At 64.7% G+C, this 22,575-nt stretch carries 18 protein-coding genes and 3 rRNA genes; 5 read left to right on the top strand and 16 right to left on the bottom strand.

The genetic code is table 11. From position 1 onward, the window contains the following. Positions 1 to 3 precede the first annotated feature (3 nt). On the bottom strand, positions 4 to 1,188 hold the full coding sequence (gene steA, locus ACNO8X_RS14430; RefSeq protein WP_418001537.1) for a putative cytokinetic ring protein SteA: 1,185 nt from the start codon (positions 1,186 to 1,188) through the stop codon (positions 4 to 6). 100 nt (positions 1,189 to 1,288) lie between these two features. Beyond that, positions 1,289 to 1,819: a CGNR zinc finger domain-containing protein gene (locus tag ACNO8X_RS14425; RefSeq protein ID WP_418001536.1), complete on the bottom strand. Its 531-nt coding sequence runs from the start codon at positions 1,817 to 1,819 to the stop codon at positions 1,289 to 1,291. Between the two features lie 139 nt (positions 1,820 to 1,958). Here ACNO8X_RS14425 and ACNO8X_RS14420 point away from each other — a divergent pair, with 139 nt between their 5' ends. Next, positions 1,959 to 2,420 carry a VOC family protein gene (locus ACNO8X_RS14420; RefSeq protein WP_133762793.1) on the top strand — a complete coding sequence of 154 codons (462 nt, stop codon included), beginning with the start codon at positions 1,959 to 1,961 and terminating at the stop codon, positions 2,418 to 2,420. Between the two features lie 8 nt (positions 2,421 to 2,428). Continuing rightward, positions 2,429 to 3,316 (top strand): pyridoxamine 5'-phosphate oxidase family protein, encoded by an 888-nt coding sequence (locus tag ACNO8X_RS14415; protein WP_418001535.1) that lies wholly within the window; start codon positions 2,429 to 2,431, stop codon positions 3,314 to 3,316. On the opposite strand, the gene recN is transcribed toward ACNO8X_RS14415, so the two are convergent. The 11 genes from recN to ACNO8X_RS14360 all read right to left on the bottom strand — a co-directional run bounded on the left by recN (position 3,317) and on the right by ACNO8X_RS14360 (position 16,677). Continuing rightward, on the bottom strand, positions 3,317 to 5,074 hold the full coding sequence (recN, locus tag ACNO8X_RS14410) for a DNA repair protein RecN (protein WP_418005903.1): 1,758 nt from the start codon (positions 5,072 to 5,074) through the stop codon (positions 3,317 to 3,319). Continuing rightward, on the bottom strand, positions 5,074 to 5,997 hold the full coding sequence (locus ACNO8X_RS14405; RefSeq protein WP_133762795.1) for an NAD kinase: 924 nt from the start codon (positions 5,995 to 5,997) through the stop codon (positions 5,074 to 5,076). The genes recN and ACNO8X_RS14405 overlap by 1 nt, the downstream gene beginning before the upstream one ends. After that, a complete protein-coding gene (locus ACNO8X_RS14400; RefSeq protein WP_418001534.1) occupies positions 5,994 to 6,803 on the bottom strand; it encodes a TlyA family RNA methyltransferase in 810 nt (269 codons plus the stop codon). Before ACNO8X_RS14400 ends, ACNO8X_RS14405 begins: the two co-directional genes overlap by 4 nt. Positions 6,804 to 6,809: 6 nt before the next feature. After that, positions 6,810 to 6,980 (bottom strand): hypothetical protein, encoded by a 171-nt coding sequence (locus ACNO8X_RS14395; RefSeq protein WP_090562517.1) that lies wholly within the window; start codon positions 6,978 to 6,980, stop codon positions 6,810 to 6,812. Between the two features lie 8 nt (positions 6,981 to 6,988). Then, the gene (locus tag ACNO8X_RS14390; RefSeq protein ID WP_418005902.1) at positions 6,989 to 8,008 is read right to left on the bottom strand and encodes an HAD-IIA family hydrolase; all 1,020 of its coding nucleotides are present in this window, start codon (positions 8,006 to 8,008) and stop codon (positions 6,989 to 6,991) included. Between the two features lies 1 nt (position 8,009). Continuing rightward, a complete protein-coding gene (locus tag ACNO8X_RS14385; protein ID WP_418001533.1) occupies positions 8,010 to 8,843 on the bottom strand; it encodes a tetratricopeptide repeat protein in 834 nt (277 codons plus the stop codon). Between the two features lie 200 nt (positions 8,844 to 9,043). Then, positions 9,044 to 9,157: ribosomal RNA gene (gene rrf / locus ACNO8X_RS14380) — 5S ribosomal RNA — on the bottom strand. Positions 9,158 to 9,312: 155 nt separating this feature from the next. After that, positions 9,313 to 12,418 (bottom strand): 23S ribosomal RNA (locus tag ACNO8X_RS14375). Between the two features lie 397 nt (positions 12,419 to 12,815). Further along, a 16S ribosomal RNA gene (locus tag ACNO8X_RS14370) occupies positions 12,816 to 14,334 on the bottom strand. Together the 16S, 23S and 5S rRNA genes form the textbook arrangement of a ribosomal RNA operon. Positions 14,335 to 14,716: 382 nt before the next feature. Further along, positions 14,717 to 16,027, bottom strand: coding sequence for a tyrosine--tRNA ligase (gene tyrS, locus ACNO8X_RS14365; RefSeq protein WP_418001532.1), 1,311 nt, complete (start codon positions 16,025 to 16,027; stop codon positions 14,717 to 14,719). A gap of 38 nt (positions 16,028 to 16,065) precedes the next feature. Further along, positions 16,066 to 16,677, bottom strand: coding sequence for a DNA-3-methyladenine glycosylase (locus ACNO8X_RS14360; RefSeq protein WP_418001531.1), 612 nt, complete (start codon positions 16,675 to 16,677; stop codon positions 16,066 to 16,068). Positions 16,678 to 16,746: 69 nt separating this feature from the next. On the opposite strand from ACNO8X_RS14360, the gene ACNO8X_RS14355 reads away from it, so the two are divergent. From ACNO8X_RS14355 to ACNO8X_RS14345, 3 genes are read left to right on the top strand one after another with little or no spacing between them, the layout of a single operon-like run. Further along, on the top strand, positions 16,747 to 17,511 hold the full coding sequence (locus tag ACNO8X_RS14355; RefSeq protein WP_418001530.1) for an ABC transporter ATP-binding protein: 765 nt from the start codon (positions 16,747 to 16,749) through the stop codon (positions 17,509 to 17,511). After that, positions 17,445 to 18,263 (top strand): ABC transporter permease, encoded by an 819-nt coding sequence (locus ACNO8X_RS14350; RefSeq protein WP_418001529.1) that lies wholly within the window; start codon positions 17,445 to 17,447, stop codon positions 18,261 to 18,263. The genes ACNO8X_RS14355 and ACNO8X_RS14350 overlap by 67 nt, the downstream gene beginning before the upstream one ends. Further along, on the top strand, positions 18,260 to 18,877 hold the full coding sequence (locus tag ACNO8X_RS14345; RefSeq protein ID WP_418001528.1) for a TetR family transcriptional regulator: 618 nt from the start codon (positions 18,260 to 18,262) through the stop codon (positions 18,875 to 18,877). The genes ACNO8X_RS14350 and ACNO8X_RS14345 overlap by 4 nt, the downstream gene beginning before the upstream one ends. 1 nt (position 18,878) lies before the next feature. On the opposite strand, the gene ACNO8X_RS14340 is transcribed toward ACNO8X_RS14345, so the two are convergent. The 3 genes from ACNO8X_RS14340 to ACNO8X_RS14330 form a co-directional block, all read right to left on the bottom strand. Then, positions 18,879 to 19,085: a Trm112 family protein gene (locus tag ACNO8X_RS14340; RefSeq protein WP_418001527.1), complete on the bottom strand. Its 207-nt coding sequence runs from the start codon at positions 19,083 to 19,085 to the stop codon at positions 18,879 to 18,881. A 6-nt stretch (positions 19,086 to 19,091) separates the two neighbouring features. Then, positions 19,092 to 19,523 carry a hypothetical protein gene (locus ACNO8X_RS14335; protein WP_043399360.1) on the bottom strand — a complete coding sequence of 144 codons (432 nt, stop codon included), beginning with the start codon at positions 19,521 to 19,523 and terminating at the stop codon, positions 19,092 to 19,094. A gap of 61 nt (positions 19,524 to 19,584) precedes the next feature. Next, a complete protein-coding gene (locus tag ACNO8X_RS14330) occupies positions 19,585 to 22,566 on the bottom strand; it encodes an acyl-CoA synthetase (RefSeq protein ID WP_418001526.1) in 2,982 nt (993 codons plus the stop codon). Between the last annotated feature and the right edge of the window lie 9 nt (positions 22,567 to 22,575).

Below are 22,575 nucleotides of genomic sequence, written 5' to 3'. Positions count from 1 at the left end.
CGGCTAGCTCACCAGACCCTGGGCCCACAGCAGGAAGCGGTTCCAGTAGTCGGTCACCAGGTGCAAGACGGTGGCGTCCGCGCGCGCGACGTACAGCGCGACGATGACGGCCACCAGCATCGCCAGCACCAGCAGCGCGATGGCGCCACCGGAGACCCGACTGCGGTACAGCGTCGCAACGGCTTTCGCGTCGACCAGCTTCTCCCCCACCTTCAGGCGGGTCAGGAACGTCGACGGTGTGCTCGACTGCCGGGTGCGGTCGAAGAACTCTTCGATGTTGGCGCGGTGGCCGGCGGTGACGATCAGCGCGGCACCGTGGTGATCGACGAGCAGCAGCGCCAGGTCCGCAGCCGAGCCGGCGGCCGGGAAGGTCATGGCACCGACGCCCAGATCCTGAATGCGCTCAAGGCCTTTGGCGTGACCGTCGGCGTCGGCCGGCAGCACCACCTGGGCGCCGGAGCGCAATACGTCGGCGCTCATCTCCTCGGGGTCGCCGACGATCAGCGCGGGCCGGTAGCCGGCCTTGCGCAGTACGTCCGCGCCGCCCCCCACGCCGACGAGCACCGGCTGGTACTCCTTGATGAACGGCTTGATGGCCTTCAGGTCGGCTTCGGCACTGGGGTCGTCGGTCACGACCACGACGTGCCGACGAGCCACGTCGACGTCGATGTCCGGGATGCCCATGCCGTCGATCAGCAGCGGGCTCTCACTGCGGATGAACTCGATGGTGTTGCCGGCGAACGCCTCCAGGTGCGCGACGAGACCGCTCTTGGCCTCGTGCATCATCTCGTGGATCTGCTCGTCGCTGCGCTCGTTGCCGAGGACCAGGCGACGGTCGCCGTTGTAGATGCCGCCGTTGTGCAGCCGCACCTTGGCGCCGTCCTTGACCTTCTTGAAGACATCGGGGCCGGTCTCGTCGATCAACGTAACTCCGTTGGCGACAAGCACTTCCGGGCCCAGGTTCGGGTAGCGGCCGGAGATGGACGACGATGCGTTCACCACCGCGGCGACCTCGGCCTCCACCAGCGCGTCGGCGGTGATGCGGTCGAGGTCCAGTGCATCGAGAATGACGATGTCCCCCGGACCGACGCGGCGCAGCAGTCGGTCGATGTCGCGGTCAACGCGGGCGGTTCCAGTCACGCCCGGCTTCGGTCCGGCATTTCGGGTGAGCAGCGCTGCCATCTTCATGCGTCGATTCTGGCGATGAACCCTCAAGTAGAGGTGGAGGCGCGCCGTAACATCAGCCTCAGAAGTTTTCTTTTGTCACATCTGTAACAGCCAATCGGTCTCAATCTCGCTTCGCCGCGTAGTGCCGAGCAGCCTTGGCGCGGTTGCCACAGGTCGTCATCGAGTGCCAGCGCCGGGTGCCGTTCTTCGACGTGTCGTAGAACCACAGGACGCAGTGCGGGTGCGCGCACTGCTTGATCCGGCCGGCCGATTCGGCCAGCAGTTGCAGCAGGTTGTCCGCGGCGAGCCAGCCGGGCAGCCATTCAGGTCGCGGCACCTCCACGTCGTCGTGCGGCCCGGAGTCGGCGAGGGTCCGCCGGATGCGACCGTGGTCCAGAACCGCATTGAGCTGATCGATCGAACCGCTGGAACGTTCCGAGACCACTTGCAGGATCGCCTCGCGGGCGCGCACCAATGCCGTCCGGGTTTTCTCGTCAGCGCTGCACCGGTCGTCGAGATCGTTGGCGACCAGCCAACATCGGAGCCCTGCCACGTCGGTCAGGAGATCCTGCGGCCCGTCCGCCGACATCCACCGGGTGTTGAGCAGGTCCAGCGCGAGGGGTTCGCCGACATGCGGGCGCGGATCACGCATAGCTGAGATTAACCGCCTCTCCTGCATCGACAGCCTCCCGACGGTCCACTAACCATCTATCTCAATTTTGATGGTTGACACGTTGCGCTACCGATTCTAACCTTCAAATGTCAGTTAACTAGTTACAACGGAGGAACCGATGACCACCGCCATCACACCCAAGCTCGCCCCCGGACACGTCGGACTCAACGTCACCGACCTGTCCCGATCCGTCGACTTCTACCGCCGCGCTTTGGGTTTCGAACAGCTGGGCATCAGCGACGAAGGCGAGCACCGCTTCGCCTTCCTGGGTTCCGAGGGCACCCTGCGGCTGACCTTGTGGCAGCAGAGCGACGGCGCGTTCTCCACCCGCAGCCCGGGCCTGCACCACCTGTCATTCCAGGTCGACACCATCGAGCAGGTGCAGACCGTGGAGGCCGCACTCAAGGAGCTGGGTGTGACGTTCGCCCATGACGGCGTCGTGGCGCACGGCGAAGGCGCGGCCTCAGGCGGCATCTTCTTCACCGACCCCGACGGCATCCGGCTGGAGATCTACGCACCGAATGGCGCACAGGCCGCACCGGCACCGAGCGGCGCCGCCCCCACCTGCGGATTCTTCTGAGCCGTGCCATGAATACCTACCACGCCGGTGAGCTGGCAGTGCAACAGCGCATGGGGCAGGCGGAGATCGCTACCCGCGTCGGCCGGATGATCCGTACGGAGATTCCGGCCGCCGCGGCGGCCTTCCTGGCCGAGCAGCCGATGATCGTGCTCGCCGCGACCGACGACGCGGGACGGGTGTGGGCCAGCCTGGTCACCGGCCCCACCGGCTTCGTGCACGCCGAAGACGACCAGACCATCAGGGTCGACGCCCTTCCCGTCCCGGGCGACCCGCTCCACGATGTTCTCCGCCGGCCGGGCCGGCAGGTCGGCATGATCGCGATCGAACCGCAGACCCGACGCCGCATGCGGGTGAACGGCAGCGTCCAACCGGCGGAGGCCGGACTGCGTATCCGGCCCGACCAGGTGTACTCGAACTGCCCGAAGTACATCTCGCGCAGGCACATAGACGATGTGGCGGACGTGGCATCTCCCGCGGTCGTTCGCCGCGCTGACGTGCTCGACGCCCGGACACAGCAGATCGTCGCGCGCGCCGACACGTTCTTCATCGGATCGGCCGATCGGGAGCGGAACGCCGATGCCTCGCACCGCGGCGGCAATCCCGGCTTCCTGCAAGTGCTTTCGCCGAACCGGCTGCGGTGGCCGGACTATCGCGGGAACTCGATGTTCATGACGCTGGGCAACATCAGCGCCAACCCACGCTGCGGATTGCTGATCCCGGACTGGGAGACCGGGACCACCCTCCAGCTCACCGGCACCGCCGAGATCGTGTGGGACGGCGGCGTCGCGGGCTCCCAATGTTCGGTGGAATTCACCGTCGACGAGGTGATCGAGCTGACCGACGTCAGCCCACTGCGGTGGGGCCAGGCAGAGCTGTCACCCGCGAACCCTGACTAGTCAGGGCGCGGCATGCTCCTGCTGCGCCGCCGCCAGCAGTTCGCGGGCGTGCGCGCGACCGCTGTCGGTGTCGCCGAGTCCGGCCAGCATGCGGGCCAACTCGGCGACCCGGTCGTCGTCCTCCAGCCGGACAACGCGGCTCGACTTCGGGCCGCTCTCCACCACCAAGTGCACGTCACCGTAGGCGGCGACCTGCGGCAGGTGCGTCACCACGATGACCTGGTGGGTGCGGGCCAGCCGGGCCAGCCGCTTACCGATCTGCACCGCGGCCCGGCCACCGACACCGGCGTCGACTTCGTCGAACACCATGGTGGTGCCCTCTGCCGACGCGGACAGCACCACTTCGAGCGCCAGCATCACGCGGGACAATTCACCGCCCGAGGCGCTCTTGGCCAGCGGCAACACATCCGAACCGCTGTGCGGCGTGAAACCGAACTCGACGGCGTCGACACCGTCATGGCCGGCGTGCACCGCGGTGCCGTCCGGCAAGGTAAGCGGTGCGCTGTCGTCGGCACGCGCTTCTAGTGGCGAGACCGCGATGCTGAAGCCCGCGCCGCCCATCGCCAGCCCCGCCAGCTCGGTGGTCACCGCCTTGGCCAGGGACTTCGACGCCTTCGTGCGCGCCTTGGTGACCTCGGCTGCGGCCAGCACGACCTTGTCGTGCCGTTCGTCGACCTGCTTCTGCAGTTCGGCCAGGGCCTCTTCGGAGACGTCGAGCTGCGACAGCCGCTGCCGGGCGTCGGCAGCCCACTGCAGCACCCCGTCGATATCGGCGGCGTACTTGCGGGTGAGGTTGCGCAGCTCGGCCTGGCGGGCCAGCTTGGACTCCAAAGTGCTTGCGTCACTGGGCAACTCGGACAGGTAGTCACCGAGTTCACCAGACACGTCGCCGATCACCGCAAGCGCCTCACTCAGCCGGTCGCCGAGGGCACGCAGCACCGAGTCGTCCGTCGCCGACAACGCCGACTTGGCCTGCGCGGCAGCATCCAGCGCGGAGGTGGCGTCGTCCGAAGGGCCGTCACCGAGTTCCCCGGACAGTGCCGCGCGAGCGGTCTGCGCCGCGTCGCGCAGCGCATCCAGTTCGGACAACCGGCGGATATCAGCCACCAGCGCGTCGTCCTCGCCCGCTTCCGGCGCAACGGCGTCGATCTCCCCCAGCCCGAACTGCAGCCGGTCGGCTTCCAACGCGAGGTCCCGCGCCCGGTTACGCCGGTCGATCAAATCTCTACGTGCCGTGAGCCATTCGTCACGCAGCTTGCGGTACTTGGCCAGCAGCCCGGTCACGTCGACGTAGCGGTCCAGCGCGCCGCGCTGCTCGTCGGGGCGCATCAGGCGCAGCTGATCGTTCTGTCCGTGCAGGGCGAGCAGTTCTGTGGTGAACGTCGCCAGCGACTTCGCCGGCACACTGCGGCCGCCCAGGAAGGCGCGCGACGGCCCATCCTTGCTCACGGACCGCGCGGCGATGACGCTGCCGTCGTCGTCCCGGTCTGCGCCCGAGGCTTCCAAGATGCCGTCGACCCGCTCGGAGACGCCGTTGCCGAGTTCTGTTGTGGTGAAACGGCCTTCGACCACCGCGCGGGCGGAGCCCGAGCGCACCCGGCTGGCATCGGCCCGTGCACCGCCCAGCAGATGCAGGCTCGTCACGACCATGGTCTTGCCAGTACCGGTTTCCCCGGTCAGCACAGTCAGGCCACGCCCGAATTCGGCAGTGGCCGCACTGATGGCGCCCAGCGCCTCGATGCGAATCTCGGTCAGCATTACTGGCCGCGCCACCCTTTCACCGGCAACCGGAATTTGCGCACCAAACGATCAGAGAACGGGGCGCTGTCGAGACGAACCCATTTCAGGGAGGTGTGACACCGGGTGACCTCCAGCCGGCCGCCGGCTGGGACCACCATCTGGCGACGGCCGTCGCAGAACACCATGGCGTCATTGTTGCCTGATTCGACCTCGATCGCGATCGCAGCGTCCGGGCTGGTCACCATCGGACGGGCGAACAACGCGTGAGCGTTGTTGGGTACCACCAGGATTGCTTCCAGGTCCGGCCACAGAATCGGGCCGCCGGCGGAGAAGGCATACGCCGTCGACCCGGTCGGGGCCGAGACCAGCACACCGTCGCAGCCGAACGCCGACACCGGACGGCCGTCGACCTCAAGCACCACACTCAGCACGCCGAACCGGCTGCTCTTCTCCAGGCTGGCCTCGTTGAGGGCCCAGCCGCGCTGCACGATCTCGCCGTCGACGCGGACCCCGATGTCGAGCGTCATCCGCTCTTCGACGCGGTAGTCCTTGTCGATGATGCGCTCGAGGACGTGGTCGATGGCCTCGGCCTCGGCTTCCGCCAGGAAACCGATGTGTCCCAGGTTCACCCCGACCACCGGGATTTCGGCATTGCGGGCCAGTTCCGCGGCCCGCAGGAAAGTGCCGTCGCCGCCGAGCACCAGGACCAGTTCGCAGCCCTCGGCCGCGTGCTGGTCAGGATCGACGACCGTGATGTCCACACCGAGTTCCCGCATGTGGTCCGGCGCCAGGTGCAGGGCACCCCGATCGACGGCCTCGGCTGCGAGCACGCGCAATCCGATTCCGTTGTCGCCCAGTACCTTTTCCACGCGGGTTGCGGTGTCCGTGGCTTCGTCGCGCCCGGTGTGGATCACCAGCAGGACAGTTCGTTCGCGCGTCACTGCGGCCCCTCGGCTACGGCGCGGCCGACGGCGGCGACCAGAGCGTCACCCGCGAGCGGTTGATCAGTGGTGGCCCGCAGTCGCAGGAAGAACTCCACGTTGCCGGACGGGCCAGGCAGCGGGCTGGCCGTCACGTCGACTGCGTGCCAGCCGAGTTCAGCGGCCCGCCGCGCCACCGTCAACACCGCATCGGCGCGCAATTCCGGGTCGGAAACCACACCACCGGCTCCGACTCGATCCTTGCCCACCTCGAACTGCGGCTTCACCATGGGAACGATATCGGCTTGGGCCGACGCACATGCGGTCAGTGCCGGTAGGACGGTGTCCAGAGAGATGAACGACAGATCGGCCACCACCAGGTCGACCGGGCCGCCGATGGCCTCGGCCGTCAGCTCCCGCACGTTCGTCCGCTCCATGACGATGACGCGATCATCGGACCGCAATGACCAGGCCAACTGGCCATACCCGACGTCGGCGGCGACGATCTCACGCGCGCCACGGTCGAGCAGCACCTCGGTGAAACCCCCGGTAGAGGCCCCGGCGTCCAGGCAGCGCCGTCCCTGCGGCGAAACGCCGAACGCATCGAGGGCACCGATCAGCTTGTGGGCACCGCGGGACACCCAACTGCGTTCGGCAGATTCGGCGACCAGGAGATTGGCCGCGGGCGTGACCGCGGTCGAGGCTTTCGACGCCCGCATACCGTCGATCGTCACGCGGCCGGCCTCGATCAGTTCGGCAGCCTGTTGACGAGACCGGGCGAGCCCCCGCCGGACGAGTTCAGCATCAACACGTGCGCGTCGCGTCACGTGCGATCACCCCTTCTCGACCGATTCCAGGGCCCGGACCAGCAGATTGTGGGCGTGGTCCAAACCCGCCGCGACAGCTTCGAGGTCCGGGGTCTCGTCACCTTCGCCGGACAGATCCGGGAGGTGGGACAGCAGGACCGCGATGTCTTCGCGGATCTGGTCAGGATCGGTACTCATAGCGATGTTCACGCTAGCGGATCGGTGCCGTCGAGCAGCGACCACTGATCCAATGCGGCGCGTGCCGTGTCGTCGCCGGCCGTGATCCGCACCCGGCCGTTCGCGGATGTGGCCCATACCGCGACGGCGGTGGCCCGGACCACCGACAGTGCGTCGTCGATGGGTTCGCCGGTGGCGTGCACAGTGACGTCATCACCCGACGTCTCGACCTGCCACGCGGGGTGCGGCCCGATCCGCAGCGCCTCCGCAGGAGTCGCGAGCGAGCGCAGATCAGGCGCCACGTAATCGGGCCGCTCCGCGGGGATGGCGTGCACCATGTCGGCTGCGGTGTTCACGCCGGTCAACACCATCAGACTCGGCAGACCGGCGGCGTTGGCTCCCGAAATATCGGTGTCGAGCCGGTCCCCGACCACCAGTGGGGTCTCGTACCGGCCGCGGGCCAGGGCGTCGTTCATCAACGTCGGCTGCGGCTTGCCGGCGACCAGCGGCACCTGTTCGGTGGCGGTCTGCAGCGCAGCGACCATCGACCCGTTGCCCGGCAGCAGTCCGCGCTCCGACGGCAGCGTCTTGTCGACGTTGGCCGCCACCCAGAGACCGCCGGCCCGGATGGTCAAGGCCGCCTCGGCGAGGTCGACCCAACCGGTCCGCGGCGAATGTCCCTGCACCACAGCGACGGGGTCGTCGGAGAATTGCCGCACGGGAAGCAGCCCGACGTTGGCGACCTCAGTCACCAGCGCATCGGTTCCGATGACCAGAACCTTCGCGCCCTGCGGAAGCTGCAACGCCAGCAGGTGTGCCGCACTCTGGGCGCTGGTCACCACATCGTCGGCATGCGCGGAGAAGCCGAGCGCGTCGAGGTGATCGGCCACCTCCGCCGGGCTTCGCGAGGCGTTGTTGGTCACGTAGAGCTTGCGGGACGTGACCGCTGCGAGCGCGTCGACAGCTCCTTCCGTGGCCTCATGCCCACGGAAGACCGTACCGTCGAGATCCAGGAGCAGACAGTCGTGCAGCCGTGCCAGCGTCGTCACGTCAGCCCAATTCGGCGGCGCGGTCCTCGGCATCCGTGACGCCTTCCAGGTCCGCGGCAGCCGCATGAAGGAACCACTGGAGCGCGTCATTCGTGCGGTCGAGGGCGAGCAGCGTCTCGGCGTACACGTAGAACAACCGCGCCGCGGTCTGGCCCGTGCGCGTGGAATCCAGCGGCGGGTTCGACAGCAGCGCCAGCGCCTGAGCCGGCTGCCCCAGGTCGCACCGCGCACCAGCCAGGACGATCTTCAGTTCGTCGGCGTCATCACCGGTGAGCTGCTCGGCCTCGGGACTGCGGCCCAACTCGATGGCGCGCTCCGGACGGCCGACGCCGCGCTCACAGTCGGCGATCAGGGCCAGCAGCGGTGACTTGCTCCCCATCCGTCGCGCGGCGCGCAGCTCGGACAGGGCCTGCGCCCAGTCCCCGCAGTAATAGGCCGCGATGCCGACGGCTTCGCGGATTGCGGCGATGCGCGAAGCACGAGCACGCGCGGCCCGCGCATGCTCAAGTGCTGCTTCAGGATCTTCTTCGATGAGATCGCCGGCCATGACCAGGTGCTTGGCCACATAGTCGGCAGTCGCCTTGTCGAGGGTCGTCAGCTCACGACGGACCTCGGGCGACAGCTGCTTGGCTTCGACATCATCGGGCAACCTGGGACCAGCCGGCCGATCCGACGTCGACGCGCCATCACGGGACTGAGGTGGCCGGCCGTTCCGATCGGAGCCGGGCCGCCTGGGTCCCTGCGGACGGTCACGCTGAGGCCGCTGTCCTCGCCGTGCGTCGCCATCGTCCCTGCGCGAGGGGCGACGATCGTCGCCCTGCCTGTTGTCGACCACTGGAACCTTTCCCTACGAAATCTCAGGTCAGAATACGGCCCGACAAGTCGCTGGCCGAACTTTGCCCGCGAAACTCGCCATCCGAGCACTAGGCCGAACCCATCGGCGGCCGGCCCGGGGCCTATTTCCGAGCTGAGAAACAGAAATTCCTCAAATAGAATCACCCCCCACATAAATGTGGGGGGTGATTCCTAATTTGTGTTCGGCGGTGTCCTACTTTTCCGCCCGTGCAGGGCAGTATCATCGGCGCTGGCAGGCTTAGCTTCCGGGTTCGGGATGGGACCGGGCGTTTCCCTGCCGCTGTTGCCGCCGTAACTCTATTTAATTACGCCTCCACCGGCCTGTTGGCACCCTTGGGGGGGTGTTATTTGGTGGTGGGGTGTGGTCTGTTCGACTTTTGTGTCGTGGATGTGGTTGCGGGCACGATGTGCAATGTTCTTGATTTACACACAATTGGAGTTTTTTTGGTGTGTGTAAGTTTTCGGCCGGTTAGTACCAGTTCCCTGAACCCATTGCTGGGTGTGCAGGTCTGGCCTATCAATCCCGTGGTCTGCGGGGGGCCTTATCCCTCTAAAAGGGTGAGAAACCTGGTCTTGGAAGAGGTTTCCCGCTTAGATGCTTTCAGCGGTTATCCTGTCCGAACGTAGCTATCCAGCGGTGCCCCTGGTGGGACAACTGGTAGACCAGAGGTTCGTCCGTCCCGGTCCTCTCGTACTAGGGACAGGTTTCCTCAAGTTTCTGACGCGCGCGGCGGATAGAGACCGAACTGTCTCACGACGTTCTAAACCCAGCTCGCGTGCCGCTTTAATGGGCGAACAGCCCAACCCTTGGGACCTGCTCCAGCCCCAGGATGCGACGAGCCGACATCGAGGTGCCAAACCATCCCGTCGATATGGACTCTTGGGGAAGATCAGCCTGTTATCCCCGGGGTACCTTTTATCCGTTGAGCGACACCCCTTCCACTCGGGGGTGCCGGATCACTAGTCCCGACTTTCGTCCCTGCTCGACTTGTAGGTCTCGCAGTCAAGCTCCCTTGTGCACTTACACTCAACACCTGATTGCCGTCCAGGTTGAGGGAACCTTTGGGCGCCTCCGTTACATTTTAGGAGGCAACCGCCCCAGTTAAACTACCCACCAGGCACTGTCCCTGGACCGGATATACGGTCCGAAGTTAGAAGCCCAATACGATCAGAGTGGTATTTCAACAACGACTCCACACACACTGGCGTGTGCGCTTCACAGTCTCCCACCTATCCTACACAAACCGTACCGAACTCCAATACCAAGTTGTAGTGAAGGTCCCGGGGTCTTTTCGTCCTGCCGCGCGTAACGAGCATCTTTACTCGTAGTGCAATTTCGCCGAGTCTATGGTTGAGACAGTTGAGAAGTCGTTACGCCATTCGTGCAGGTCGGAACTTACCCGACAAGGAATTTCGCTACCTTAGGATGGTTATAGTTACCACCGCCGTTTACTGGGGCTTAAATTCTCCGCTTCACCCCCGAAGGAGTTAACAGGTCCTCTTAACCTTCCAGCACCGGGCAGGCGTCAGTCCGTATACATCGTCTTGCGACTTCGCACGGACCTGTGTTTTTAGTAAACAGTCGCTTCTCACTGGTTTGTGCCACCCCCCACCGCTGCCCACCGCGAGGGTGTTGACAGTAAGGGGTCCTCCTTCTCCCGAAGTTACGGAGGTATTTTGCCGAGTTCCTTAACCATAGTTAACTCGTACGCCTTAGTATTCTCTACCTGACCACCTGTGTTGGTTTGGGGTACGGGCCATGTGTGCACTCGCTAGAGGCTTTTCTTGGCAGCATAGGATCACCGAATTCGCCTCACTCGGCTATGCATCACCTCTCAGACATATGAACGACGGATTTGCCTATCGTTCGTCCTACAGGCTTACCCCGGTATTACCACTGACCGGTACGGCTACCTTCCTGCGTCACCCCGTCGCTTGACTACTACCCACCAGGGTCCCACGCAGCCGGCAACACGTGATCCCCGAAAGGATCATCACGTGCCATTTGGATGGTTAGCACAATGGATTCATCACGGACGCACACACACGGGTACGGGAATATCAACCCGTTGTCCATCGACTACGCCTGTCGGCCTCGCCTTAGGTCCCGACTCACCCTGGGCGGACTGGCCTGCCCCAGGAACCCTTGGTCTTTCGGCGGGCAAGGTTCTCACTTGCCTATTCGCTACTCATGCCTGCATTCTCACTCCCACACCCTCCACAGCTCCATCACTAGGCTGCTTCACCGGATGCAGGACGCTCCCCTACCCATCCTTGCGGATGCCGCGACTTCGGCGGTGTGCTTGAGCCCCGCTACATTATCGGCGCACAATCACTTGACCAGTGAGCTATTACGCACTCTTTCAAGGGTGGCTGCTTCTAAGCCAACCTCCTGGTTGTCTTCGCGACTGCACATCCTTTTCCACTTAGCACACGCTTAGGGGCCTTAGTCGGCGATCTGGGCTGTTTCCCTCTCGACGCACGGAGCTTATCCCCCGCCGTCTCACTGCCACGCTTTTGTCTTACCGGCATTCGGAGTTTGGCTGACGTCAGTAACCTGGTGAGGCCCATCGGCCATCCAGTAGCTCTACCTCCGGCAAGAAACACGCAACGCTGCACCTAAATGCATTTCGGGGAGAACCAGCTATCACGGAGTTTGATTGGCCTTTCACCCCTACCCACAACTCATCCCCTCAGTCTTCAACCTAAGTGGGTTCGGGCCTCCACGCGGTCTTACCCGCGCTTCACCCTGGCCATGGGTAGATCACTCCGCTTCGGGTCCAGAACATGCCACTACACCCTTACGGGATACGCCCTATTCAGACTCGCTTTCGCTACGGCTACCCCCCACGGGTTAACCTCGCGACATGTCCCTGACTCGCAGGCTCATTCTTCAAAAGGCACGCCATCACCCCACCAAAAGGAGGGCTCTGACGGATTGTAGGCACACGGTTTCAGGTACTATTTCACTCCCCTCCCGGGGTACTTTTCACCATTCCCTCACGGTACTAATCCGCTATCGGTCATCAGAAGGTATTTAGGCTTACCGAGTGGTCTCGGCAGATTCACAGCAGATTTCACGGGCCCGCTGCTACTCGGGAACACCATCAAGGCAGACATCGGGTTTTCACGTACGGGACTCTCACCCTCTACGGCAGGCCATCCCAAGCCACTTCCGTTAACCACGACATTTTCTTACTGCCCTCCAGCCGGATAGAGCTGAAAAGATAGGTCCCACAACCCCGCACACACAACCCCTACCCGGTATCACATGCATACGGTTTAGCCTCATCCGCTTTCGCTCGCCACTACTCACGGAATCACAATTGTTTTCTCTTCCTACGGGTACTGAGATGTTTCACTTCCCCGCGTTACCTCCCACACCCTATATATTCAGGCATGGGTAACACGACATAACTCGTGCTGGGTTTCCCCATTCGGACATCCTCGGATCAACGCTCGGTTGGCAGCTCCCCGAGGCTTATCGCAGCCTCCTACGTCCTTCATCGGCCTCTGATGCCAAGGCATCCACCATGCGCCCTTAAACACTTACGCACAAAAACCAATTGAAAACAAGAATCAAAATTGCACATCAACACACAAAAAACATCCCCGAACCCGAAGATTCGGAGTGCACATTTGCGCGTTAGATGCTCGCAACCACTATCCACAAGTCAAACACCACACCCCACCACCAAAACCGGTGAGGCAACAACAACCCCCACCACCCCCAACGGAGCGGTGTCTCCCACCCACACGGGGGAAGCAACGGGCCTGTTGTCTCAGGACCCAACAGTGTGTCTGGCCATTCTTCACGCCCCAGGCTTTCCACCGGGACGAACGTTTGTTGTATGCACCCACCAGCACACCCACTACAGGCGCCGGCCATCTCCCAACCATGAACCCCGACACTATTGCCGGCACGGGGGAATCGATAAATGATGCTCCTTAGAAAGGAGGTGATCCAGCCGCACCTTCCGGTACGGCTACCTTGTTACGACTTCGTCCCAATCGCCGATCCCACCTTCGACGGCTCCCTCCCACGAGGGGTTAGGCCACCGGCTTCGGGTGTTACCGACTTTCATGACGTGACGGGCGGTGTGTACAAGGCCCGGGAACGTATTCACCGCAGCGTTGCTGATCTGCGATTACTAGCGACTCCAACTTCACGGGGTCGAGTTGCAGACCCCGATCCGAACTGAGACCGGCTTTCAAGGGATTCGCTCCACCTCGCGGATTCGCAGCCCTTTGTACCGGCCATTGTAGCATGTGTGAAGCCCTGGACATAAGGGGCATGATGACTTGACGTCATCCCCACCTTCCTCCGAGTTGACCCCGGCAGTCTCTTACGAGTCCCCGCCATAACGCGCTGGCAACATAAGATAGGGGTTGCGCTCGTTGCGGGACTTAACCCAACATCTCACGACACGAGCTGACGACAGCCATGCACCACCTGCACACAGGCCACAAGGGAACTGATATCTCTACCAGCGTCCTGTGCATGTCAAACCCAGGTAAGGTTCTTCGCGTTGCATCGAATTAATCCACATGCTCCGCCGCTTGTGCGGGCCCCCGTCAATTCCTTTGAGTTTTAGCCTTGCGGCCGTACTCCCCAGGCGGGGTACTTAATGCGTTAGCTACGGCACGGATCCCAAGGAAGGAACCCACACCTAGTACCCACCGTTTACGGCGTGGACTACCAGGGTATCTAATCCTGTTCGCTCCCCACGCTTTCGCTCCTCAGCGTCAGTTACTGCCCAGAGACCCGCCTTCGCCACCGGTGTTCCTCCTGATATCTGCGCATTCCACCGCTACACCAGGAATTCCAGTCTCCCCTGCAGTACTCTAGTCTGCCCGTATCGCCCGCACGCCCACAGTTAAGCTGTGAGTTTTCACGAACAACGCGACAAACCACCTACGAGCTCTTTACGCCCAGTAATTCCGGACAACGCTCGCACCCTACGTATTACCGCGGCTGCTGGCACGTAGTTGGCCGGTGCTTCTTCTCCAGGTACCGTCACTTGCGCTTCGTCCCTGGTGAAAGAGGTTTACAACCCGAAGGCCGTCATCCCTCACGCGGCGTCGCTGCATCAGGCTTGCGCCCATTGTGCAATATTCCCCACTGCTGCCTCCCGTAGGAGTCTGGGCCGTATCTCAGTCCCAGTGTGGCCGGTCACCCTCTCAGGCCGGCTACCCGTCGTCGCCTTGGTAGGCCATTACCCCACCAACAAGCTGATAGGCCGCGGGCCCATCCCACACCGCAAAAGCTTTCCACCACACCCCATGAAGAGCGCGGTCATATTCGGTATTAGACCCAGTTTCCCAGGCTTATCCCAAAGTGCAGGGCAGATCACCCACGTGTTACTCACCCGTTCGCCACTCGAGTACCCCGAAGGGCCTTTCCGTTCGACTTGCATGTGTTAAGCACGCCGCCAGCGTTCGTCCTGAGCCAGGATCAAACTCTCCAAACAAAAACAACCCATCCAAAGACAGGTGGAATCCGAATCAGAAAAATCCGATCACAAACAAAAGACACCAAACAAACTGGCATCAAAAAAACAACCACACCCCACAAACGGGAAAACAAGAGGCATGGCCAAAAAAACAACAAACAAAAACCACCAAACACACTATTGAGTTCTCAAACAACACGCCCGGCCTGACCGCGCAACAAACCCGCGGCTAAAAGCCGCGGTCCGTGTGCGGGCAGTGAGGAACTCCCAACTTAATGGGTGTTACTCTCGGATTTGGTCTTCGCTCTCCGGCGCTTGTCCGTGTCGCTCTGACCTGGAATAAGTTACGGCAGGGCTAACAGCGAGTCAAATCGCCAGGTCAGGAGGCCGTTTCCCCTGGTCACAGCGGGTTATTCCCCCCGGTCAGGCCTGCATCCCGGCGCACCCCCGCGATGTGGCGCTTGCCACGCCGCAACACCAGCCAGCGATCACCCAGAAAATCGGTCGGCTGTGGTACCCACTCGTCGCTTTCCACGCGTGCGTTGTTGACGTAAACGCCGCCCTCGGCGACCGTCCGACGCGCTTCACCACGACTCTTGGACAGTCCCGTCGCCACCAACAGGTCGGCGATCCCGTCCGGACCACCGGGCGCCAGCTCCGCGACCTGGCCATTACTGGCTTCGGTCAGCGCCGCGGCCAGCGTCGATGCGTCGAGATCCCTCAGTTCGGCACGGCCGAACAGCGCCTGACTGGCCAGTTCGACGGCATCGGTCGCGGCCTGGCCGTGCACCAAAGTGGTCAATTCCCGAGCCAGCCGGCGTTGAGCAGCCCGTTCGTGAGGACGCTCCGCCGTGGCGGTCGCCAGTTCGCCGAGTTCGTCGGCGGACAGGAAGGTGAACCAGCGCAGATAGCCGACGACATCCGCGTCAGCCGCGTTCACGAAGTACTGATACCAGGCATATGGGCTGGTCAGCTCGGGGTCGAGCCACAGATTGCCGCCACCGGTCGACTTGCCGAACTTCTTGCCGTCAGCCGAGGTGACCAGCGGAACCGTCAGCGCATGCGCCGTCGCACCCAGCTTCTGACGCACCAGCCGGACGCCCGCGATGATGTTTCCCCACTGGTCGGAGCCACCGATCTGCAGGCTGCAGCCGTGCTTCTTGTGCAGCTCGACGAAGTCATTGGCCTGCAGGAGCATGTAGCTGAACTCGGTGTACGAGATGCCCTCGCCCTCAAGTCGCCTTCTGATGGTGTCGCGGTCGAGCATGACGTTGACCGAGAAGTGTTTGCCCACGTCACGCAGGAATTCGATGGCCGACATCGGCCCGGTCCAGGACAGGTTGTTCTCGACGATCGCGCCATTGCCGGAGCCGTTGAACTCGACGAATCGCTCGAGTTGGCCGCGAATGCGTTCAGACCAGTCGGCGACGGTGTCGGCCGTGTTCATCGTCCGCTCCCCGTTGTCCCGGGGATCGCCGATCATGCCGGTCGCACCACCGGCCAGCACGATGGGACGGTGCCCGGCCTGCTGGAATCGCCGCAGCGTGAGCAGGGGAACCAGATGTCCGGCGTGCAGGCTGGGCGCGGTCGGATCGAAGCCGGCATACAGAGTGAGCGGCCCATCCGTGGTCGCGGCGGCAAGCGCTTCGCGGTCGGTCGATTGCGCGATCAGTCCGCGCCAGTCCAGTTCATCGAGGATGCCAGTACTCACGACGTCGATCTTCCCCTATCGCAGGTCAGCGGCTGCCATCAGTCACTATCCCCCGGCGCGGCCGCCCGGGGACTGCGCCGGTAGGCCGAAACCTCCGGAGTGTCCGCCAGCCAGAATCGCCACGGCCGGTCGGCGGCCTGGCTGACGCCCACGCGCGGCCCGGCACTCCCCTCCTGCAGCGCGTTCAGTTCCAGCCGAACCGGGGATCGTCGATCCGTCAGGTCAATAGCGTTGTCCGCCAAGGTAATTCCGAGCGCCTCGCACAGATTGCCGGGCCCGCGGGCAATCGCGGCCGGCGCAACGCCGGCGCGTCGGCGGCCTCGGGCGGCACCACAGCCGTCGATGACGCGGGCCGCACGCAGCAACACCGCACCCGCCACCCCGTCGGCGCAGCAGACGACGTTGGCGCACACGTGAATTCCGTGGCTGCGGTAGGTGTACAGCCGGCCGGCCGGCCCGAACATCACCGCACTTCGAGGTGTCGGGCCGCGGAACGAGTGCGCCGCCCCGTCCGGCCAGGGCCCTGACGGCGGCCCGCCGTAGGCCTCGACCTCCACCACGGTGGCGACCACGTCGCGGCCGTACAGCGTCGCCCCGAGCAGGCGCCGGGCCGCGGTGACCGGGTCGACGGCGAGTTGCGCGGCGCTCATGGCCCGTCATTCTGCCCGCTCGAAGGCCCGCCATTGACATGTCCACGCCGCGAGCGGATTATTCATCCTATGATGAGTTCATCGATTGATGAATTAACGGATCATGCCCCTGACGTCGCGATTCTGGTCGACAGTCTGACCGTCGTCCGCGGTAAGCGACGCGCGATCGATGAAGTGTCCCTGCAGGTGCGGCGCGGCAGCATCACCGGACTGCTCGGCCCTTCGGGCTGCGGCAAGACCACCCTGATGCGCGCCGTCGTGGGTACCCAGATCATCACGAAGGGCACCGTCACCGTGCTCGGAAAACCCGCCGGATCAGCGGAGCTGCGTCGCCGCGTCGGCTATGTGACCCAGGAGCCGACGGTCTACAACGACCTGCGCGTCATCGACAACGTGCGCTATTTCGCCGCATTGACGGGCTCCGGCAAGACCGCGGCCGACGACGCCATCGCCGCCGTCGGGCTGCAGGATCACCGAACCGCGTTCTGCGGCAACCTATCTGGCGGCCAGCGGACCCGGGCATCACTGGCGTGTGCGCTGGTGTCCAAACCTGACCTGCTGGTGCTCGACGAACCGACCGTCGGGCTGGACCCGGTGCTACGCGTCGACCTGTGGGAACAATTCGACCGGCTGGCCCGCGGCGGCACCACCCTGCTGGTGTCCAGCCATGTGATGGACGAGGCCGACCACTGCGGGGAACTGTTGCTGATGCGCGAAGGCCGCCTACTCGAGCACACCACGCCCACCCATCTACGAGAGGACACCGGATGTTCATCGCTGGAGGAAGCGTTTCTGACCATCATCAGGCGCAGCACCGCGGCCAAAGCCGGCTGACGTTGCAGCCCTATCTGGCCACCACTGCCCGCATCCTGCGTCAGCTCGCCGCCGACCATCGCAGCATGGCGATGATCCTGGTGGTGCCGAGCGCCGTCATCACGCTGATGTACTTCATGTTCCAGGATCTGCCGCACCGGCCTGGCACGCTGTCGCCGTTCAACAACGCCTGCCTGATCCTGCTTGGCGTCTTCCCGTTGATCGTGATGTTCCTGATCACCTCGATAACCATGCAGCGCGAACGGGTTTCGGGCACGTTGGAACGAATCCTGACCACTCCCCTGCGCCGGCTGGATCTGTTGGCCGCCTACGGATCGGCGTTCTCCGTGGCCGCGGCCGCGCAGGCGACGCTGGCCTGTCTGGTGTCGTTCTGGTTCCTCGGGTTCGACACCGCGGGCAGCCCCGCGCTGGTATTCCTGATCGCGATCATCAACGCCGTGCTCGGCGTCGGACTGGGCCTGTTGTGCAGTGCGTTCGCGCGCACCGAGTTCCAGGCCGTGCAGTTCATGCCGGTCGTGATCGTGCCGCAATTGTTGTTGTGCGGCATCATCGTTCCGCGTGAGATGCTGCCCGACTGGTTGCGGTGGATCAGTGACGCACTGCCCGCGACCTACGCACTGGAGGCGCTTCGCGAGGTGGCCGACCACACCGAGATCACCAGCACCACCGTGCGGGACATCGTCATCGTGATCGCGTTCGCGGTCGTCACCATGTGCCTGGCCGCCGCGACCCTGCGCCGTCGGACCCCATGACCGCGACGCAGCCGCGGCCCCGCCGCAAGCCCCCCGGCCGTCCGACCGGACCATCGGACACCAAGGAGACGATCCTTGCCTGTGCGCGGGAGCTGTTCGCCCGCAACGGATTCAACAACACCTCGGTACGGGCGATCGCCGCCGCCGCGGGCGTCGACGCGGCGCTGGTACATCACTATTTCGGGACCAAGCAGCAACTCTTCGCGGCCGCGGTACACATTCCCGTCGACCCACAGATGGTGCTGGGGCCGCTGCGGAACACCCCCGTCGAGGAACTCGGGCACACCCTGCCGGCACTGCTGCTCCCGATCTGGGACTCCGAACTCGGCGTCGGCTTCATCGCAGCGCTGCGCTCGATGCTGGCCGGCGACGACGTCAACCTGATCCGAATCTTCCTGGAAGACGTCATCACCACCGAAGTCGGTGCGCGCGTTGACAATCCACCCGGCACCGGACGAATCCGGGTGCAGTTCGTCGCATCCCAGCTGATCGGCGTGGTGATGGCCCGCTACATCCTGGAACTGGAGCCGTTCAAATCGCTGCCGGTGCAACAGATCGTGGAAACGATCGGGCCCAACCTGCAGCGCTATCTCACTGGCGACCTGCCGGGCTGACCTACCGCTGGGCGGCGTCGATCAGTCGCTGGTGCTCGGCGTCGTCGGTGATGTCGACCGCCTCGTCGATGAGCAGCACCGGGACCCCGGCGTCGATCCGGTACGCCCGACGCAACCGCGGGTTGTACAAGAATTCGTCCCCGACCAGCAGCAGCTCACCGCGGTCCTGCGGGCACACCAAAATCGCGCACAACGCTTCGTCGATCATCGTTCGTTATCCGCCCAAAGGAATCTGCGAGCCACCGGTGCCCGGCACCAGGCCGGGCGGCAGGCCACCCGGACCACCGATGACGATGGGGTTCTGCGGCTTCGCGCCGGCAGCACGGGCCTGATTGCGCTTCTGGAACTTCACGGTGTCCTGCAGCGCGTGGATCAGCGGCACCTGATTGGGACGATCGTCAAGGGCCGCCTGGATATCGGCGAGGTTGCCCCTCGAGGGGCCGAAGCCCTGGGCGCGCAGCTTGAGCGCGGTGTGCAGCAGCTTCGAGAGGTCGCCGCCACTGGCACCGATGTCGTACTCGGCGTCGAGGTCGTCGAGGACATCGGCGTGCGCCGCGGCAGGAGTGATCATCATGCCGGCAGCCACCGCTCCCGCCAGAATCGCGCCGGCAACACCGTGCCGGCGACGGCTGGTGTGTGACGTCATGCGTCCTCCATTCGATATGACCAAGCGCAGCCTAACAGCGCTGACCGGCACCGGCAGGCTGTCACGACAGACTGCCGTCCCCGGTCAGCTCCGCGTGAGAGGCCGACGTGAACTGCACGAACGAGTCGGTGTCCACGTCAAACTGCCACGCGTTGTCCGACGATTCGGGCACGCCCGCGGCACGCAACTCGGCGAGTACCGGGCGATACGACGCGTTCAGCGTCATCTCCGGCACCACGTGGATGAGGTCCGGCACCACTCCGACCGGCAGCTCGATGAGCGCCTCACGAAGATCGGCGGCGAGCACGCTGCCGCCCGGACGCAGGCTCAACGCCGTGACCGCCAGCTCGCGATCGCCGACCGGCACGCGGTACGTGACGGCGATGTCGACCGCGTCGAGGCGGCCCAGCGCATTGCCGACCTCCTTGCCGAACACAGCGCCGCGCGGGGTGCGGATGACCGAGCGGCGGTTATCGACCATCCAGTAGTCGCCGTCGTCGTCCCGGCGAAACAGGAACTCGGTGGACACCCAGGTGTCGCCCGGCGCGAAGACGCCGCGCTTGACCGACGCCGTCGGGTCGACCGGGCCGCGTGGCTTGGCCAGCAGGACGCCCACCTCGTTGGGTTCCGCGATCGCCACGAAACCCTCGTCGCCCTCGAGGATCAGGTCGTCGTCGACGTCGTAGGCAGCCAGCGCGATCTGGCCGCCGCCCGGCAGCGGACGGCCCTCGCTGCCGATCTTGAGGCCCGACACGTTGGCCAGCACGGCCTGACCGTCGGTGGTGGTGAAGAACTCCAGAATGTGCGCAGGCTGGAACGCCTCTTCGACACGGCGCCACAATCCGGCCGGCATGCCTGAGCCGATGAACAAGCGCACCGGGTGAGTGCCGTTGAGTACGAACGACGGATCATCGATGACGTCACGCAGCATCGCCCAGGTGTAGGACACCACGGTGACGCCGTACTGCCGCAGTTCGTGCACGAAGCGGTCGGGCCGCAGACCGCGGGACAGCGCGATGCGGGCACCGCCGACGACCGCGCCGCCGAGCGACACGAGCAAGCCGGACTGGTGGTGCAGCGGGGTCAGGCAGTAGACCGTGTCGCCGCGGCCCAAGTTGGCCGCCGAGGCGGTGCCGAATGCCGAGAGCGCCCAACGGAAGTTGGTGATCTGCCGGGCCACCAGCTCGCCGCCGACGTTCGCGAACGCGACGTACGCCAGGTCTTGCGCGTAGCCCGGGTTGGGCCGGTACCAGCCGGGCAGCTCGACGACGTCGGGGTTGATCTTCTCCATGTCGATGATGAAGTCGACATCGTCGTCCTCGTCCAGATGCAGGTCGCGGTTCTCGCCGCCACCGAGCACCAGCACGCGGGTGCGCAACCGGCGGGCGGCGTCGAGATTGGCGGGGTCCGAGATGATGTCGGTGACGCCGCCGAGGCGGGCCGCCACCGCCAGGTCAGCATCGGGCGGCATCAGCACGGCGACCGCGCCGAGGCGCGACAACGCCGCGATGGCGACCAGCGCACTGGGCCGGGTTTCCATCAGGACGCCGACCCGAACACCCTGCCGGACACCGACTTCGATCAGACCGCGGACGACGTTGTTGATGCGGCGATCCACCGCCTCGTAGGTGTGCACGCGACCGTCGAACAGCAGGAATTCACCGTCCGGCGCGCCCTCGGCCTGCTCACAGATGATGCGGCCCAACGAGATTCGCGTGTGGTCGTTGATCTGACCCAATCGGGCCAGACGAGGCAGGGTGCGGACCGTCTCGATGGCCAGCGCCCGCGTGGACTTGCCCGCCGACACCACGGCGTCGGCCGCGGTGCTGGCCAGGGTGAAGGCCATCTCGGTGGCAGCCGCGGCACCGTGCGCGACACGGGTCGCCAACGGCACCGACTCGCGCGGCAATTCGGACTGCAGCGGCATCGGCACCACGTCGGCCGGCATCGGCCCGCCGGCGTCGAGCCACTTGACCCACGACGCCACCGTCGGCCAGCTCTGACTGGCCGCCTTGGAACCCACGACGAGCCCGAAATGCCCGACGCGGATGAGGTATTCGTAGACGTCGGCGTCCTGGGCGGCCCGCTTGATGCCGCGCACCGCGGCCGGCTGGCCGATGTCGTCGACCTCGCCGACCACAGCGAGCACCGGGCAGGTGATGTCGGCCAGTGTCACCAGGTTGCCGTGGATGGCGAAACCACCGGTCATCATGCGGTTGTGGGCGATGAACTGCTTGAGCAGCTCGGCGATGGCCGGCCCGGACCAGGCAATCCAGCCGTCGCTGGCCAGGAAGCGGCGCTGTTGTTCACGCGGCAGCAAGGCCTCGCGGTCGTGCAGCTGGCGCAGGAAGTCCAGGCGTGACTGCGCGGTCTTGATCGGGTCCAGCATCTGGAAACCATTGCGCGCCAACCAACCCGGGATGTTGAGACGGCTGAAGACATGGTCGGCCATGAAGTCGGCGACGTTGGTCGCGAGGCCGGCCGGCATGTTCATCGGCAGTGCAGCCAGGGTGTCGACCGGCGAGCCGAAGGCCACGATGCTGGCCAGGTCGCGGGACTGTCGGTAGGCGGCAGTCTGGTAGGCGAACATGCCGCCCTGCGAATAGCCCGCCAGGTGCACGTCCTTGCCGGTGGTGGCTTTGACGGTGTCGATGGCCGCGCTGAGCCCCACCACGTGATCGGCCAGGTTGCGGTCCATACCGCCCTCGACCTGATCGGGTGAGCCGAAGTCGATGACCCACGGATCGAGTCCCGCGGCATGCAGAATGCCGACGGCGCCGTCGTCACGCGTCACATCCCACATATCCGCGGACATCATCATCGGGTGCACCATCAGCACTGGCGAGCCCGCCGCGGCGGCACCCGGGCGGGTGTCCGGCGGGAAGTAGCGCCGCAGCCGGTACATCGGCACGCTCTCGACGATCTGGAACGGCGATGGCACGGCACCGGTCTCCAGCCCGCCGTAGCGAAGCACTTCCAACCCGTTCTGGGCGGTAGCCACCAACCGCTCCACTGGAGCGGTGATCGCTGAAAAGTCCACCACCGGGCACTC

This window comes from Mycobacterium sp. PDNC021 (assembly GCF_048282635.1).
GTDB classification, from domain to species: Bacteria; Actinomycetota; Actinomycetes; order Mycobacteriales; family Mycobacteriaceae; genus Mycobacterium; species Mycobacterium llatzerense.
Note: the sequence above shows the minus strand (reverse complement) of the source record. Positions and strands in the feature narration are given on the sequence as shown.